General features: G+C 39.4%; 12 protein-coding genes and 1 tRNA gene. 9 read left to right on the top strand and 4 right to left on the bottom strand.

The window, feature by feature from the left end; all coding sequences use genetic code 11:
- The first annotated feature begins 291 nt into the window (after nucleotides 1–291).
- Genes dut through B4N75_RS01485 form a run of 5 tightly spaced genes read left to right on the top strand, consistent with a single transcriptional unit; the run spans nucleotide 292 to nucleotide 6,185 of the window.
- Entirely contained in the window at nucleotides 292–738 is a 447-nt protein-coding gene (gene dut / locus B4N75_RS01505) for a dUTP diphosphatase (RefSeq protein WP_296668149.1), read from the top strand.
- Nucleotides 739–746: 8 nt separating this feature from the next.
- Nucleotides 747–2,201 (top strand): LptF/LptG family permease, encoded by a 1,455-nt coding sequence (locus tag B4N75_RS01500; protein WP_296668147.1) that lies wholly within the window; start codon nucleotides 747–749, stop codon nucleotides 2,199–2,201.
- Between the two features lie 20 nt (nucleotides 2,202–2,221).
- The gene (locus B4N75_RS01495) at nucleotides 2,222–3,292 is read left to right on the top strand and encodes an LptF/LptG family permease (protein WP_296668145.1); all 1,071 of its coding nucleotides are present in this window, start codon (nucleotides 2,222–2,224) and stop codon (nucleotides 3,290–3,292) included.
- A gap of 26 nt (nucleotides 3,293–3,318) precedes the next feature.
- On the top strand, nucleotides 3,319–4,455 hold the full coding sequence (gene tgt / locus B4N75_RS01490; protein WP_414717806.1) for a tRNA guanosine(34) transglycosylase Tgt: 1,137 nt from the start codon (nucleotides 3,319–3,321) through the stop codon (nucleotides 4,453–4,455).
- 17 nt (nucleotides 4,456–4,472) lie between these two features.
- Nucleotides 4,473–6,185: a HEAT repeat domain-containing protein gene (locus B4N75_RS01485; RefSeq protein WP_296706412.1), complete on the top strand. Its 1,713-nt coding sequence runs from the start codon at nucleotides 4,473–4,475 to the stop codon at nucleotides 6,183–6,185.
- 25 nt (nucleotides 6,186–6,210) lie between these two features.
- On the opposite strand, the gene B4N75_RS01480 is transcribed toward B4N75_RS01485, so the two are convergent.
- Together B4N75_RS01480 and B4N75_RS01475 are read right to left on the bottom strand one after the other, a co-directional pair.
- On the bottom strand, nucleotides 6,211–8,808 hold the full coding sequence (locus B4N75_RS01480; protein WP_296706410.1) for a helicase-related protein: 2,598 nt from the start codon (nucleotides 8,806–8,808) through the stop codon (nucleotides 6,211–6,213).
- Nucleotides 8,799–9,998, bottom strand: coding sequence for a CapA family protein (locus B4N75_RS01475; RefSeq protein WP_296668139.1), 1,200 nt, complete (start codon nucleotides 9,996–9,998; stop codon nucleotides 8,799–8,801). Before B4N75_RS01475 ends, B4N75_RS01480 begins: the two co-directional genes overlap by 10 nt.
- Before the next feature lie 117 nt (nucleotides 9,999–10,115).
- Here B4N75_RS01475 and B4N75_RS01470 point away from each other — a divergent pair, with 117 nt between their 5' ends.
- From B4N75_RS01470 to mtaB, 3 genes are read left to right on the top strand one after another with little or no spacing between them, the layout of a single operon-like run.
- The gene (locus tag B4N75_RS01470) at nucleotides 10,116–10,475 is read left to right on the top strand and encodes a bactofilin family protein (protein WP_078931132.1); all 360 of its coding nucleotides are present in this window, start codon (nucleotides 10,116–10,118) and stop codon (nucleotides 10,473–10,475) included.
- A 4-nt stretch (nucleotides 10,476–10,479) separates the two neighbouring features.
- Nucleotides 10,480–11,103 (top strand): tetratricopeptide repeat protein, encoded by a 624-nt coding sequence (locus B4N75_RS01465; RefSeq protein WP_296668137.1) that lies wholly within the window; start codon nucleotides 10,480–10,482, stop codon nucleotides 11,101–11,103.
- A gap of 2 nt (nucleotides 11,104–11,105) precedes the next feature.
- Nucleotides 11,106–12,536 (top strand): tRNA (N(6)-L-threonylcarbamoyladenosine(37)-C(2))-methylthiotransferase MtaB, encoded by a 1,431-nt coding sequence (mtaB, locus tag B4N75_RS01460; protein WP_296706408.1) that lies wholly within the window; start codon nucleotides 11,106–11,108, stop codon nucleotides 12,534–12,536.
- Between the two features lie 82 nt (nucleotides 12,537–12,618).
- Here mtaB and B4N75_RS01455 read toward each other — a convergent pair whose 3' ends face one another.
- Nucleotides 12,619–13,572, bottom strand: a complete 954-nt coding sequence (locus B4N75_RS01455; RefSeq protein WP_296668132.1) for a hypothetical protein — start codon at nucleotides 13,570–13,572, stop codon at nucleotides 12,619–12,621.
- 247 nt (nucleotides 13,573–13,819) lie between these two features.
- Entirely contained in the window at nucleotides 13,820–14,311 is a 492-nt protein-coding gene (locus B4N75_RS01450; RefSeq protein ID WP_296020424.1) for a hypothetical protein, read from the bottom strand.
- Between the two features lie 228 nt (nucleotides 14,312–14,539).
- Between B4N75_RS01450 and B4N75_RS01445 the strand changes: the two genes are divergently transcribed.
- A tRNA-Lys gene (locus B4N75_RS01445) sits at nucleotides 14,540–14,612 on the top strand.
- Nucleotides 14,613–14,617 lie beyond the last annotated feature (5 nt).

Below are 14,617 nucleotides of genomic sequence, written 5' to 3'. Positions count from 1 at the left end.
GTTCCGCCGCTGAATATTTCGCAGTCAGAAATCGACGAAGGTCTTGAGATTTTAAAGAAAACCCTCGAAACTTTTTAGTTTTTTATAAATTTGGAGCGCAATTTAAGCTCTAACCCGCCGCTCCACGGTTCCGCTTACGCTGCATTCCAAAAAAGAAATGCGGTTTTGACCGCCTCTCTTTTTTGGAACGCTATCGCGCCGTTCCGGCCGGGGCTGGGATTTTTTGACTGGTGGTTTATAATTCTCTGTTTTTTCTGTATAATCTAAATCAGTTTTAAAATTGGAGAAAATATGAACACTTGCAAAATAAAAATTCTTGCCGAAAAAGGCGTAAAACTTCCTTCTTATCAGACATCAGGTTCTGCTGGAGCAGACATCTGCGCTTTTATTCCTGACGGCTCAAAAATTGTAATCAAACCTATGCAGCGGTTTATGGTTCCAACTGGAATTAAAATGGCGATTCCAGAAGGTTTTGAAGTTCAAATCAGGCCTCGTTCAGGACTTGCCGCTAAAAACGGAATTACCTGTCTTAATACTCCAGGAACTATTGACAGCGATTATCGTGGCGAAGTAAAAGTAATTTTAATCAACCTTGGAAGCGAGGATTTTGTAATTTCTGACGGCGACAGAATTGCACAGATGATTGTTGCTCCTGTTACTCAGGGCGTTTTTGAAACCGCTGAGTTTTTGGACGAAACAGAACGCGGAAGCGGTGGCTTTGGTCACACCGGAAAGTAAATTCTTTAATGAAATTCGATAAAATCGAAGCCTTTATAACCCGAACCGTGGATTTTTTTCGGAAAGGCTGGATTCAGTTTAAAAGTAAAATTTCCTCAAAACTCAACGGCTCAAAAGCAAAAAAAAGCGTTCTGCATATTGAATCTCTTGGCTATTATTATTGGCGGATTGCTTCAAAAAGCAGGCTTAGCAGAAAAATCCGCTGGTTTTATAAAAATAAATTCAAGCCTTTTTGGGCGAAATTTAATCTTTTAAATTCGATTTTTCACCGCGCCGCAGTTTTTATGCGTTTTTTGCATTGCTATAAAACGGCAAATTTTCTTGACGAGGCAATGCAGGAAAAATCAGGCATAAACCGTCATGTTTTTTATCGCTATCTTTTAAAAGAGCTTTTTTTGTATTTTTTTGTCGCCTTTCTGTTCTTCTTTTTTATATTTTTTGTAAACCAGATTTTGCTCGTAATTCAAAAAATTCTTGAAAAAAAAGTGCCGCTTTGGGATGTTATGCGACTCATGGCTTACGCTCTTCCTTCAATTATTGCACAGTCTGCGCCTTTTGCAACTCTCGTTGGTTTTTTGATGTGCCTTGGAAGGCTTGTTTCTGAAAATGAAATTCTTATTTTCCGTGCTTCCGGTCAAAGCTACAGAACGATTTTAATGCCGGTAATTATTCTTGGAGCGGTAATTTCGCTTGGCTCATTTTTTGTAAACGACTATCTTTTACCGCTTGGAACAATCAAGTACAACCGGCTGTACCGTTCGATTTTGTCTTCAAATCCGTCTGTTGAGCTTGAACCTAATTCAATAAAAAAAACTGTCGACAAAACTCTTGTAATCGGAAACGTCGTAAATGATCAAGTAAGCGATTTGATTTTTTTTGATACAGGAGCAGACGGACAGCAGCGCATAATTGTTGCGGACGATTCAGTTGTAAAAAAGGCAAAAGATTCCGGAGTTCTTATGACGCTGGAAATGAACAATGCAACGGTTCTTCTTTTTGACAAAGAAAAACGTGGAAATTTTGATGTGCTTTCCTCGCAAAAGATGAATTTAAATGTTTTCGAATCATCAATTTCTGCAACTTCAAACAGGGTAAGTCCTCGCGAAATGACGTCTTACGACTTGCATAAAAAAATAAAGCAAATGGAAGAATCAGAAGAGTTTTCTAAAAAAAAGTTGAATTCCTACAAGCTTGAATACAATAAAAAATTTTCGTTGCCCTTTGGTTCGATTTTTTTTGCTTTTTTGGCGCTTCCGCTCGCGCTTCTTTTTGGCAAACACAACGGCCAGACAATCGGACTTATAGTCGGAATCGTAATCTGCGTTTTGTACTGGACAATGATGATTTTGGGACAGATTTTTGGCAACCGTGGCGGTTTAAATGGTTTTGTAGTAATGTGGGCGCCAAATCTTGCAATAACGATTGCAGGCGGATTCTTCTATATAAAATTGATTGGCAAATAGAATTAAAACAGGAATTAAAAATGACACTTGTAAAATATATTTTAAAAAAATTTGTGCCTCTTTTTGTCGGTTCGCTTTGTTTTTTTGCCTTTGTTTTAGTTCTCGTAGATCTTTTTATGAATCTTTGGAATTTTATTTCAAATGGTGTTCCGGCAAAGACTGTTTTTCAGATAATGCTTTTGTATTTTCCTAAGTCTCTTTGGTATTCGGCGCCGCTTTCGATTCTTTTTGCAGTTTCTTATACTTTGTCGGATTTTTATGCGAATAATGAACTTGTTGCGGTTTTTGCCTCCGGAGTTCCGCTCATAAAATTTACAGCTCCGCTTTTGGTTTTTGCATTTATCTTAAGTTTTGGACTTTTTTATTTTGAGGATAAAGTTGTTGTTCCAACGTTTGCAAAAAAGGTTGAACTTCAGGAAATTGTCTTAAACCGCGAAAAAAGCCTTAATAATGACAAAATCGTCGTCATGTCCGATCAGGGAAATGTCGTTTATAAGGCGGATTTTTATGACAACTCGGCAATGCGCCTTTATGCGCTTTATATTGTAATCAGAAACGAAGATAAATCTTTAAACTGCGTTGTCCGCGCCGATTCCGCGCTTTGGATGGACGATCATTGGAAACTCAACGGTTCTACAAAATACACATTTTCTGACGGAAATTTGGTTTCTTCGGAGGTTGATTCCGCTACTCTTGCGCTGCTAACTGAAATTCCTGAAACTTTTAGAAACAACACAACTTCTGTCGAAACCGTAGATACCCGCGAGTCAAAAGAATACATTGCCCACTTAAAAAGAGTGGGGCTTCCTTATAACGAGCCTTTGAGCGTCTATTACAAAAAATATGCTTTTCCATTCATTCTTTTTATTGTAGTATTTTTGTCGATTGGTTTGAGCGGAAAAACAAGAAAAAATGTAATGCTAATAAGCCTTGCCAGCTGCATTTCTGCGGCGGTAATCTACTACGTTTTTCAGATGGTTACAATGCTTATGGCAAAATTTGGAGTTCTTTCTCCGTTCCTTGGAGCCTGGCTGCCGGTTTTTCTGTTTGTCGTTGTAAGTCTGGTTCTTCTAAAATATGCGAGAACGTAGAAAAATGATTTCTTAAGGATAAAATGATGATGGATATTTTTGACATTAAACACGAGTCTTCTGACGGAAAAGCACGTACCGGAACATTGCACCTGCCGCACGGCGACGTTCAGACTCCGGTTTTTATGCCTGTTGGAACAAACGCGACTGTAAAGGCTCTTACAAAAGATGATTTGGACGAAATCGGCTTTGAAATTATTCTCGCAAATACTTATCATCTTTATTTAAGGCCTGGAAGCGATGTGATCGAGGAAGCTGGCGGTCTGCATGGATTTTCCGGCTGGAAAAAAAATTTTCTTACAGATTCTGGTGGTTTTCAGGTATGGAGCCTTTCAAAACTGCGCAAAATAACGGAAGAAGGAGCAATGTTTGCTTCAAATATTGACGGAAGCCGGCATCTTTTTACTCCAGAAAAAATTGTGGACGTTCAGGCTCAGTTCAATTCGGATATTCAGATGCAGCTTGACGTTTGTTCTGGCTGGGGAATTGATAAAAAAGAAGCCCTTCATTCGCTCGAAATAACAGAAAACTGGTTAAAGCGCGCAAAATCTGAATGGTTAAAAAAACAGGACGAAGGTTATAAAGGAATTCTTCTGCCAATCGTTCAGGGAAACTTTTTTGAAGATTTAAGAATCCGTTCTGCAGAATTTGTAACTTCGATGGAAATGCCGGCAATTGCAATCGGCGGTTTGAGTGTAGGCGAGCCTGCGGAAGTTTTTGCTTCTATGCTGGATTTTACGGTCAGTCATCTTCCAAAGGAAAAAGCAAAATACGTTATGGGAATTGGAACTCCGGACTACATTTTGGATGCCGTTCACAGCGGAATTGATATGTTTGACTGCGTTTTGCCTACGAGAAATGCGCGCAACGGTTCATATTTTACTCATGACGGAAAACTTTCGATTAAACAGGAGCGTTTTATTCACGATTTTGGACCTGTTGACAGCGAATGCAATTGTAAAGTCTGCCGCAATTATTCAAGAAGTTATCTTCGTCATCTTTTTAAGGAACAGGAAATTTTGAGCAGCATGCTGGCAAGTTACCACAACTTGTATTTTTTGCATAATATGATGAAAGAAATTCGCCTTGCGATTGAAGAAAACCGCTTTGAAAAATATAGAACGGACTTTTTAAAACGGTATCACGCTGGAAATATAAAATAAATTTTGCGGAAGTTTTTATGAAAAAAAATATTTTGGTTTTGACGGCATTTTGTTTTCTAAAATTGCAGTTTTTCGGACAAACCGCGGAAGTTGTTTCTGCTTCTGAAAAAACAGTTCAGTCGCAGAATCCGCCGGAAGCTGAAACGTCGGCAAATTCGGAAACTCAGACAGAAACCGAAAATTCTCCACAAACCGAAAATAAAGAAAATATCGAAGTTGTAGCAGAAGCCGAAAATCAAGAAAACGATAATCCTTCCGAAGAAAATTCTGACGTTGATGATGAAGAAGCGGAAGAGGTTTCCGTAAAAATTCCAAAAAAACGGCCTCAAAAGCAGAATGCGGAAAAAATTGCGGAACTTGACGAGGAATTTCCGGACACAAGAAAAGAAAACGCCGACACTTTAAAATTTGGAATGGAAGATGATATTATCGAGCTTCTGAATGATTTTGTTAAAAATGAAGATGTCCGCTTTGTCGATGAAGTTTACGATTTATTTTACGTTACAAAAAATATTGCTGTCCGCGAAAAAATTCTCGAGTATTTTACAAAGCTCAAAGACCCTTGCCTTGAAAATTTTGCGCTCGAAATTCTTGACGATCCTTATGAGCAAAAAAAATCGACTGTAGATGCGGTTTTTAAGTATATTCAGTCGGTAAAAACAAAAGAAGCTCTTCCGGCTGTTCTTAAACTCGTAGAAAGCGAAGATGAAAACTATTTTACGGACGCGCTTACGACTCTTGGCGAAATCGGCGGCTCAAAAGAGGCTGTTTTTTTGTCAGAATATTTGGAACGCGAAGATTTATCGCTTGCTCAGCGGCAGCAGCTTGTAAAAGTTCTTGGAAAAATCAAGGCCGTAGAAACTTACGATAAGCTTGTAGAAATGGCTCAGGACGAAGACGAAAATACTTTTATAAGAATGTATTCGGCAGAAGCGATCGGTTCAATGAAAAAAAAAGAGGCTGTCAAAATTCTTGTAAAGCTTTACGAAGATACAGACCCAAAACTTCGCTGTTCAGTTGTAAAGGGACTTTCCAATTTTAAGGAAAATGACGAGGCGAAAAAAACTGTTATCGAAGCAATACGCGACTCTCATGTTACGGTTCGGATCGAGGCTATCGAAGCCTGCAAAAAAAATGATTATAAAGAAGCCGTTCCTTATCTTGTCTACCGGCTTGAAAAAGACAAAGAAGATTCTGTCAAAAAAAAGTGCTATCCTGCAATTGCCAGCCTAAACACAAAAGAAGGGAATGACTATCTTGTCAAGCTCATTACGGACAAAAAAGTTGCAGATACTCCAAAAAGCCGTGTTGCCGCTGCTCTTCTTGAATACAACAATGCCGGCACTGACGAGATTATTGCGCTTGCCCGCGAAACTCTAAAAGACGACAGAAGAAAACCTCTCCGATACGCGCTCGGAAAAGAATTTGCAAAATATAAGCGGAACGAATTTTCTTCTATCTGCAAGGATTATCTTGATTCAAAGGACACTGCCACTCAGGGAACCGGGCTTGATATTTATTCAAAAGGCCGTTATCCAGATGTTTTGCCCGTTGTAAGGCAGATTATTCTCGAATCCGCAAAAAATCCGCTCAAGAAAAACGCAAATGCCGAAAAAGCAAAGAAAATCTTGGGTTCTTCGGACAGCACTGTCAAAGAAGCTGAAAAAATTGCCGAAGAGCAGAAAGGAAAACTTGAAAAAAAGAGCAATCCAAACGCAAATGCCAAATAAGAGCAATAAGTTTTGCTAAAAAGCGTTACTCGTACAGACTGTTCAACATTCTGTAAAGCATGTTCACTTTTTCTTTTAGAACTGCACTTAAAATTTGTCCCGCATCGTCAACAAGATTTTCCAATGCTGCAAGACTTTCATTTAGCGCAGTGACAAATCCTCGGCTTACTTTAAACCAGTATGTTCCACGGCTGTCGCTAAAGAGAGTTATAAAACCGAATTCTTTTGTCCGCGATTTTGCCATTGTAAGGTTCAGAACGTATTTTAAATTTTGAATCAAAAGCTCGCCGTCTTTTTCGTCATTTAAAGTGATGTTGAAATTTTTCGGCCAGGATTTTGCATCTACAGGAGTTAAATTCAAATTTTTGACAAGTTTTGCAATCAGTTCAAATTTTTCGCCTGTAAGCGCAAAGCCGCCTTTTAGAACGAGTTTTCCGCGAAGATTTGCAAGTGCCGCAAGTTTATTTTTGTCATTTTCTGAAAGAAGAGCTTCTTTGAATTTTTCGTAAGGAAGAACTGCCTGTTTTTTGCCTTTGACTTTTTCAAGTGCGAAAAGTTCTCCTCCGATTCCAATTGAATTTTCATCGCGCTTTTTCTTTTCGTTTTTGTCCAGTTTTCCGCCAAAATAACTGTCATCGCGTCCAGGTTTTCCTTTTTGCTCTCTGAATGTTGAACCTGTGTATTCAAGGTTTCCGGTGAGCGATTTTCCTTTTGCTCCACGGACTGACATCAGTTTTTTTTCGAGAGACGGATCGATTTTCGCAAGAAGCGCTTTTGTAAGAGGACTTACGCTCATTGCAAACATCCGGCTTGTTCTTACAATTTCTCCGGCAACAATAAAAAGTGGGGAAGTGCGGAACATTCCGGAACCAGGATGGATTGAAATGTGGTCGGTCGTCAATGAACGGTAGTTTTCTTTTCCATCGCGCACGCAAACAAACTGAATCATTCCTGCCGAAATACAGCAAAGGTAGTTATCCATCGAGCCTCCGCCAGTTACAGGAATTCCAAGAGCGCTGATTTCTTCTTCGAGCTGGGTTCTAATGCTTGAAATTTCTTTCATCACTTTTTCGTCGAGGTAGTTGTTCTGGCAAAAGCGGGTTTTGTTTTCCATTGACTGGTAGCGTCTAAAAAGTTTTACGTAAGAAACAAAGTCTCCCTGAATGTCGCGGAAAGCGTGATGCGCTGCCCGTGCGTCCATTTCTTCTCCAGGAGGAAGAACAAAAGGCGACTGGGTGCTTAAGAATGCAGCTGCAATTACGCTTTCATCAAGCACGTCAGGATAATTCATTATACTTTCCACTAAAATTCTGCTTACACGCGGTTCCAGTGGAAATTCAACCATGAGTTTTCCGATTGAAGAAAGAGTCCTGTCTGGATTGAGTGCTTTGAGCATGTTGAGTGTTTCGAGCGCGCCGAGAATATTTTCTTTTTCGGGCTTTGAAATAAAGTCAAAATTTTCAAAATCCGTAATTCCAAGCTCGCTCATTCTCAAAAGAACTTCGCTCAAGTCAGTGCGGAAAATTTCTTCTGTCGTGTATTCGCTCCTGCTTTCAAAATCTGTGCGCTTGTAAAGCCGGTAGCATGTTCCGGAACAGGTTCGTCCTGCGCGTCCGCGTCTTTGGTTGCAGCTTGCCTTGCTTACCGGAGTTTCGATTAGAGATGATGTATAGGTTTTCGGGTTATAAAAATTCAATTTTGCCAAGCCCGAGTCTATAACCGTTGTTATTCCATTTATCGTTACAGAAGTTTCGGCGATATTTGTTGAAATTACAACTTTCTTTTTTCCGAATGGGGCGGAGTCAAAAACTTTTTCCTGCTCTTCTTTAGGAAGCCTTCCGTAAAGCGGCACAATGTGGATTTTTGAGCGGAAACTTGAGTTGTAAAGTTTTTGCACGCAGTCTTTTATGATTTTTTCGCCGGGAAGAAAAATCAAAATGTCGCCAGGCTCATGGTTGTCCAGAACGCGCCCGATTGTCGATTCAATTTTGCTTAAAATTGCCTGAGCGCCTGATTCTGTGGAAGTTGTCGGTTTTATTGCCGGCGGATCGTAAACCATCGTAACCGGAAAAACCTGGGTTTCAATTGTCACAATCGGGCAGCCGTTAAAATATTTTGAAAAAGCCTGCGCATTCATTGTTGCCGAAGAAATAATAACCTTAAAATCCGGTCTGACAGCAAGAATTCGCTTTAAAAGTCCAAGACAAAAGTCAATGTTCAGCGAGCGTTCGTGGGCTTCGTCAATCATGATTACCGAATATTTGCTCATCCACGGATCAAGTTTCATTTCCTGCAGCAAAATTCCATCTGTCATTATCTTGATTTTTGTTGAAGAATCAGTTTTATCTTCAAACCGCATTTTGTAGCCGACAAGTCCCGGATAAGTCGTGTTTAACTGTTTTGCAATGAATTCGCTTACCGAAAGGGCGGCAATTCTTCGTGGCTGTGTTACAGCAATTACTCCGTTTTGAGAATAGCCTGCTTCGTGAAGAATTACAGGAATTTGTGTTGTTTTTCCTGAGCCAGTTGTGGACTGAACTACAATTACCTGATTTTTTGCAAGCTGGTCTAAAATAAGCTGTTTTTGTTCGTAAACAGGCAGCTTTTTATAATTTATTGCCATAATGAATTTCCTTTTGTGTTTTCGTAAATTTTTTTTCTTGATTCAATATATTTTGCCCAGTAAAAAAGTCCTGAGCGCTTCAGACAGTGAATAAAATCGTCATCAGCAAGACGAAGCACAATCTGTCCGTCCGGCTGAATGTAAGATGTTATAAAGTGCGGTTCGATCTGCTTTATGCTGACTTGCGAAGAAGTTTTTTCAAAAGTCATTTTTATAAAAAGTCCGTCGCCTGTGTCATCGCGCGCATTTGCGGTTTTTGTAAGCGAAGGCGAAGACCTCTGTCCAGAAATTGTGTTTCCGTTTGCGTACATTATAAATGCTTTTCTTGTTTTTGTTGAAGGCGAATCGCTTTGCGCGTTTTTTTCTGTTTTGCCGTCAGAAATTGTTACTGTTTCAAAAGTTTTGTAAACGTGAGGATGATTTGCCCAAATTACATCAATTTTACATTCTTCAATCAGCTGGCGGAAAAATTTTTTATGGCTTTCTGTTACGTTTTTTTTGTATTCCTCTTCGTCAGTGTGGACGCTCAAAACAAAAATGTCGTGTTCGTTTTGGGACTGGATTTCCTTTAGTTCTTCAATGAGCTGGGAATGTTTTTTTGGAGGAAAATAGTCAATCCACGAAGCATAATCTGGCCGGTTTAAAATTTCTGTAACGGCCGCAAAAAGAATTTTCCAGCCGTTTTTTTCTATAATTTGGAATGTGAGCTTTTGTGAGGGATTTGATTTTATTCCGCAGGCAAAAACATCAGTCTTTTTTTCAAAATAGTTTCGGGTTGCATTTATTCCGTCAAGATACCAGTCGTTTGTGTGATTGTTTGCAAGCGAAAAAACATTGAATCCAGAATCAATTGCCGCCTGGACGTATTCCGGATGCATGTTGAACTGCGGATAAGTGCTCCATTCGTGCTTGCTGTTTACCGGAGCTTCTATGTTTGCAAAGGCTAGATCGCAGCTTTTTACGAGAGGCTTTACATCCTGCCAAATTCTTTCAAATTTCTGCGCCTTAAAATTGATTTCGTGCGCCATAATGTCGCCTGCAAAGAGCATTGTAATTGAAGAATTCTGAGGTTCTTCTATTTTTGGAAAATCCGGTTTGTTTTGGCTTATGCTTGAAGTTGAGTTGCATGAAAAAAAAGAAAAACTAAAAACGAGAAAAAAAACTGAAACGCAGGAGCGCAGAAAATTCATAATTCAATTATAGTTAAAAATCGACAATAAAACAACTTTGGCATAGATTTGCGCTTATTGTTTACACATTTTTTCTGTTTCCTTGAAAAAAATCTTTTATATTTGTAAAATGATGGAATGTTTGATGTAAAAGACACAGACTTTTTCGATCTTGAAGAAGAAGATTTTGATACAATTCTTGCTTCCGATATTACTTTTAGCGGAAAAATAAAATTCACAAAGCCTTTTATGATTCGTGGCAATGTAAACGGTTCAATCGAGGCGACAAGCGATCTAGTGATTGATTCGAATGCAGTTGTAAATGCGGGAATTTCGGCAAGCCGTGTGCTTGTTCGCGGAAAGGTTGAAGGCAATATCAACGGTCAGGATTTGATTTTTGTTTCTTCGACAGGCTCTGTAAACGGGGATATTTCTGCAAAGCAGGTTGTTCTTGAACCTGGTTCTCATTTTTCCGGCAAATGCACAATGCAAGGATAAAATAATGAAAAAATCATTTTTAGTTTTAATAATCATTTCTCTTTTTTCGATTCAGTCGTTTGCGCAGCAGAGGGCAGATGCTCTTGTTCTTTACCGCAACGGGAAATATGCAGAAGCAATAAAAATTTGCGAACAGGAAATCGCGGAAGATCCGCAGAATATTGATTCATATTGCGTTCTTTGCTGGAGCCTTGTCCGCAGCAGACAGTATGCAGAGGCAGAGCAGCGTTCTGCAGAAGCCCGGAAAATCAATTCAACTGATGTGCGCTTGATTGAAATTCAGGCGGAGGCAAAATTCTATCTTGGAAAAAATACTGCCGCGCTCGAACTTTTTCAGTATTATCTGGCAAATGTTCCTTCAAACGGAAGCCGCATTGGCAATGCCTATTATTACATGGGCGAAATTTATATCCGTCAGGCAAAATATCAGCATGCAGATATTTCTTTTTCAACGGCTGTTCATACAGAACCTTTAGTTGATTATTGGTGGACTAGATGCGGTTATGCGCGCGAAATGACCGGAAACTACAACGGTGCGCTCGAAGCATACAGCAAAGCGATCGAGCTCAACGGTTCTAATTCCGATGCAATCCGCGGCCGTGAACGGGTTGTTGCAAAACTCCGCTAAAAATGTCAGAAATAATTCACTTTGAAACGCTCGGCTGCAAGCTCAATCAAGTCGAAAGCGAAGGTGCGGCTAGCGCATTTAAAAATGCGGGTTTTGAAATTTCAATGTCGCCTTTTTCTGCCGCGACTGCCGAAAATTTGTCCGTAAAACTCTGCGTTGTAAATACTTGCACTGTTACGGCAAAGGCCGAGCAAAAAGCGCGGAGAATAATCCGCCTTCTTCTTTCAAAATGCCCGAAAAGTGCAGTTCTTGTTACTGGCTGCTATGCGCAGAACAGCCGCGACGAAATTCTTGCAATCGGAAAAAAAATCTGTGTCTTGGGCGGGCAGTATAAAGGACATCTTGCCGACGTTCCAGAAGTTTTAAAGCAAAATCCAGAGCTTTATGGTGAAGAGCTTGCCGCTTTTATTCAAAAAAGTTTTGAAGCGATTTATAAAACAGCCGGAAATAATCAAATTCAAGAACCGTTCCGCCTTGTTCCTGACGGCTTTGCGCATCATTCACGAGCTTCCTTAAAAATTCAGGACGGATGCAACTGCGCCTGCACTTATTGCGCAATCCGCCTTGCCCGCGGAAAATCCGTGAGTTTAGACGCCGAAGAAGCAATCAGACGCGTTCAAAAGCTTGAAGAAAAAGGTCAGAACGAAGTTGTTATTACAACTGTAAACATTTCTCAGTATCGCGGACATTACAAAGACGGTTTTGTAAATTTCGCAGGTCTTTTGAGGCTTTTTTTGCAGAATACAAAGTCAATCCGCTTTAGAATTTCCAGCCTTTACCCGGAAATCGTCGATGAAGAGCTTGCGCAAATAATCAGCGACAGAAGAGTTTGCCCCCATTTTCATCTTTCTGTGCAGAGCGGAAGCGATTCTGTTTTGGCAAAAATGAAGCGTCCTTACAAAATCGAAGCCGTTTACAAAGCCTGCAGCCTCTTAAAAAAAGCGAAAAAAAATCCGTTCCTTGCTTGCGATATTATTGCAGGTTTTCCTGGCGAAACCGATGAAGATTTTGAGCTCACTCTAAAAATGCTCGGTGATTGCGGCTTTTCTTTTGTCCACGCTTTTCCATTTAGCGCCCGCCCAAACACAGAGGCGTTTTATATGCGCCCTATGGTTCCTAATTCAGTCGCAGGAAAAAGAATTGAGGCTCTGGAAGCTTTTAACAAAAAATCAAAATCAGAGTATATAGATTCTTTTGAAGGGCAGGTGCTTGAGGCTGTTTGCGAAACTGTCCACAGACCGAAAATTTTTGCAGATAGAATCGTAGTCCACGCGGTAACTGGCAATTTTCTTCACTGTAAACTTGTGTTCGGAACGAACGAAAAACTTCCTGAGCCAGGCTCTCTAATAAAAGTAAAGATTTTGCGTCCGCTCTCAAAATCAGAAATTTCCGGAGAAAGCGACACTCTTGCAGTTTTGGAAGAAAATTCCTAGTTTTGAAAAATTGTCAGAAAACGATATAAAATTTGACCGCTTCTTATTTGTTTTATTCATTTTTTTGAATTTTTGTAAGCTTTTATTCAGTTTTTTTGAGAGTTTTAGGTTCTTGATTTTTATTTTCCTCGGACTCTTCTTCTGCGGGACTTCTTTCATTATTTTCTTCAGCAGTTTTTTCAACTTTTTTTTGCTCTTTATCGCCGTCAACGGCAGCCGGAACTTCAATCGTGTAGTCCGTGTTGTCCAGCTGCAGTTTTATGAGGCTTGCAGCCATTTTTTTCTGGAGCTCTTCGCAAATATAGGTCCGCACGTAGTTTCTGAAATTTCCAGGAGTATCGGGAGTAAAAATAAGGGCGGCTAAAATTCCAGAAGAAACAGCTTTTATTGTATGAACTTTTGCATTCACTTTAAGCTGCTTGTTTCCGAGAACAAGGGTAAGTCCTTGAATTACAGAATTTATTTTTATAAATCCGGCATATTTCATAGGAACAATCAGCCCAACGCCGATAGACGAAATGTCGATAAAATTCATTTTGAACATCATATTTCCGCTTATAAAATAAGCTTCGGCGGATTTATTGTCGGCGCATATTAAACGCACAAATTTTCTCATGCCTTTTGCTTTTAAAAGTTCAAGTTTCTGCAAAAGCAGCCCCATAATTTCGCCAAAATTTTTATCGATGGTAAAAGCTCCAGCCGAAAGTTTTAATGCGTTTCCATATAGAAATTTTCCGGTTCCTTTTGTAGAAAAAACACCAAAATCGCATTTTTCAAATTTTGGATTGTGTTCAAAACTCGAAATAAAATTGAACCAAACCTGAGAAGAAAAGTGAGTATCGACATTAAAATAAACAATTGACTGAGGATTTAATTCTAAAAGATTTTTTAACTGGCGCGGCTCATCGATCTTGTAAATTTCATATTCTTGTTCCATCAACCGCAAAATAATATTTGTGTTAAGGGTGAATGTTGCGCAGATAAAAAAAATCTTGCGCCCGAAAATTTCACTGTTTTCACTATTTATTTCAGCCATTTCAAAAACCTTATGTTTATTATTGCAGAGATTTTCAATTATTTAAAGGCTGTTTTATTTTATTAAAATTTTTAGGACGGCATTTTATTTGCCGCGACCGGCTGCTCTGGGTTCGGTAGCCCTCATTGCCGTTTAAGAGAGGATTGATTTTTATCAATCCTCTCTTAAACACCAACTAAAGCCCGGCGCATCCGGCGTAAACGCGCCGGATAAGCTAAAAAAAACTTACGCGCCTTTTTGTTGGATATTATTTTTTTTCGACTGTTTTTTTAGAAACAAAAATTATTCCTGCAACAGGAGTCTTTGTGTCAGTAGCCGCAGTTTTTACGATAACCCAGTCGTCTTTCTGTAAATCTGCAGCCGTTGAGCAAGGCGGAGGAGGAAGTTCTGGCTTTTCATCAGGATTTTCAGCCTGCTGATTCAAAGCTCTTTCTGGCGGAATGCAGATTTTTGTAAACGGAGTCAATGCAAATGTCTCGTCCTTTCCGTCAGTGTTTGTAATTGTAATAAGGCTTGCGTCAGAGCTTATTTTTTTTATAGTTCCAATAAAAGAAACGCTGTCGTCATCAAACAGGTTAAAGTGCGGTCTTGGCGGAACATCGTTTCTTCTGTGCTTGAAAGAGTGTTCTCTTGGCTGATCGTTTTTTTCTTCTGCCCTTGGACTTTTTGCAAAAATACTTGTTCCTGCAAAGACAGAAAGCAAAACAGCTGTCAAAATAATTTTAATGGATTTTTTCATAAAACCACCTCTAAAAAATAAAATCAAAAAGTTGCCGATGCAGCTTTGTTTATGATTAAACTTTATAACTAAAAACAAATGCAATCTTTAAAATCTGCTTAATTTCGGGTAAGAGTTTTCTAAGAAAGCAAAATTTAGTTTTTGAAAAATTAAAAAAAACAGTTTTTAGATATTGACACTTTTTTTCATAAATCATATAGTAATTAGGCATTCAGCAATTGAGTGAATGGGCTACTAGCTCAGGTGGTAGAGCACCGCCCTTTTAAGGCGGCTGTCGATGGTTCGAGTCCATCGTAGCTCACAAAA

Source organism: Treponema sp. UBA7570 (assembly GCA_002477955.1).
Taxonomy (GTDB): domain Bacteria; phylum Spirochaetota; class Spirochaetia; order Treponematales; family Treponemataceae; genus Treponema_D.
Note: the sequence above shows the minus strand (reverse complement) of the source record. Positions and strands in the feature narration are given on the sequence as shown.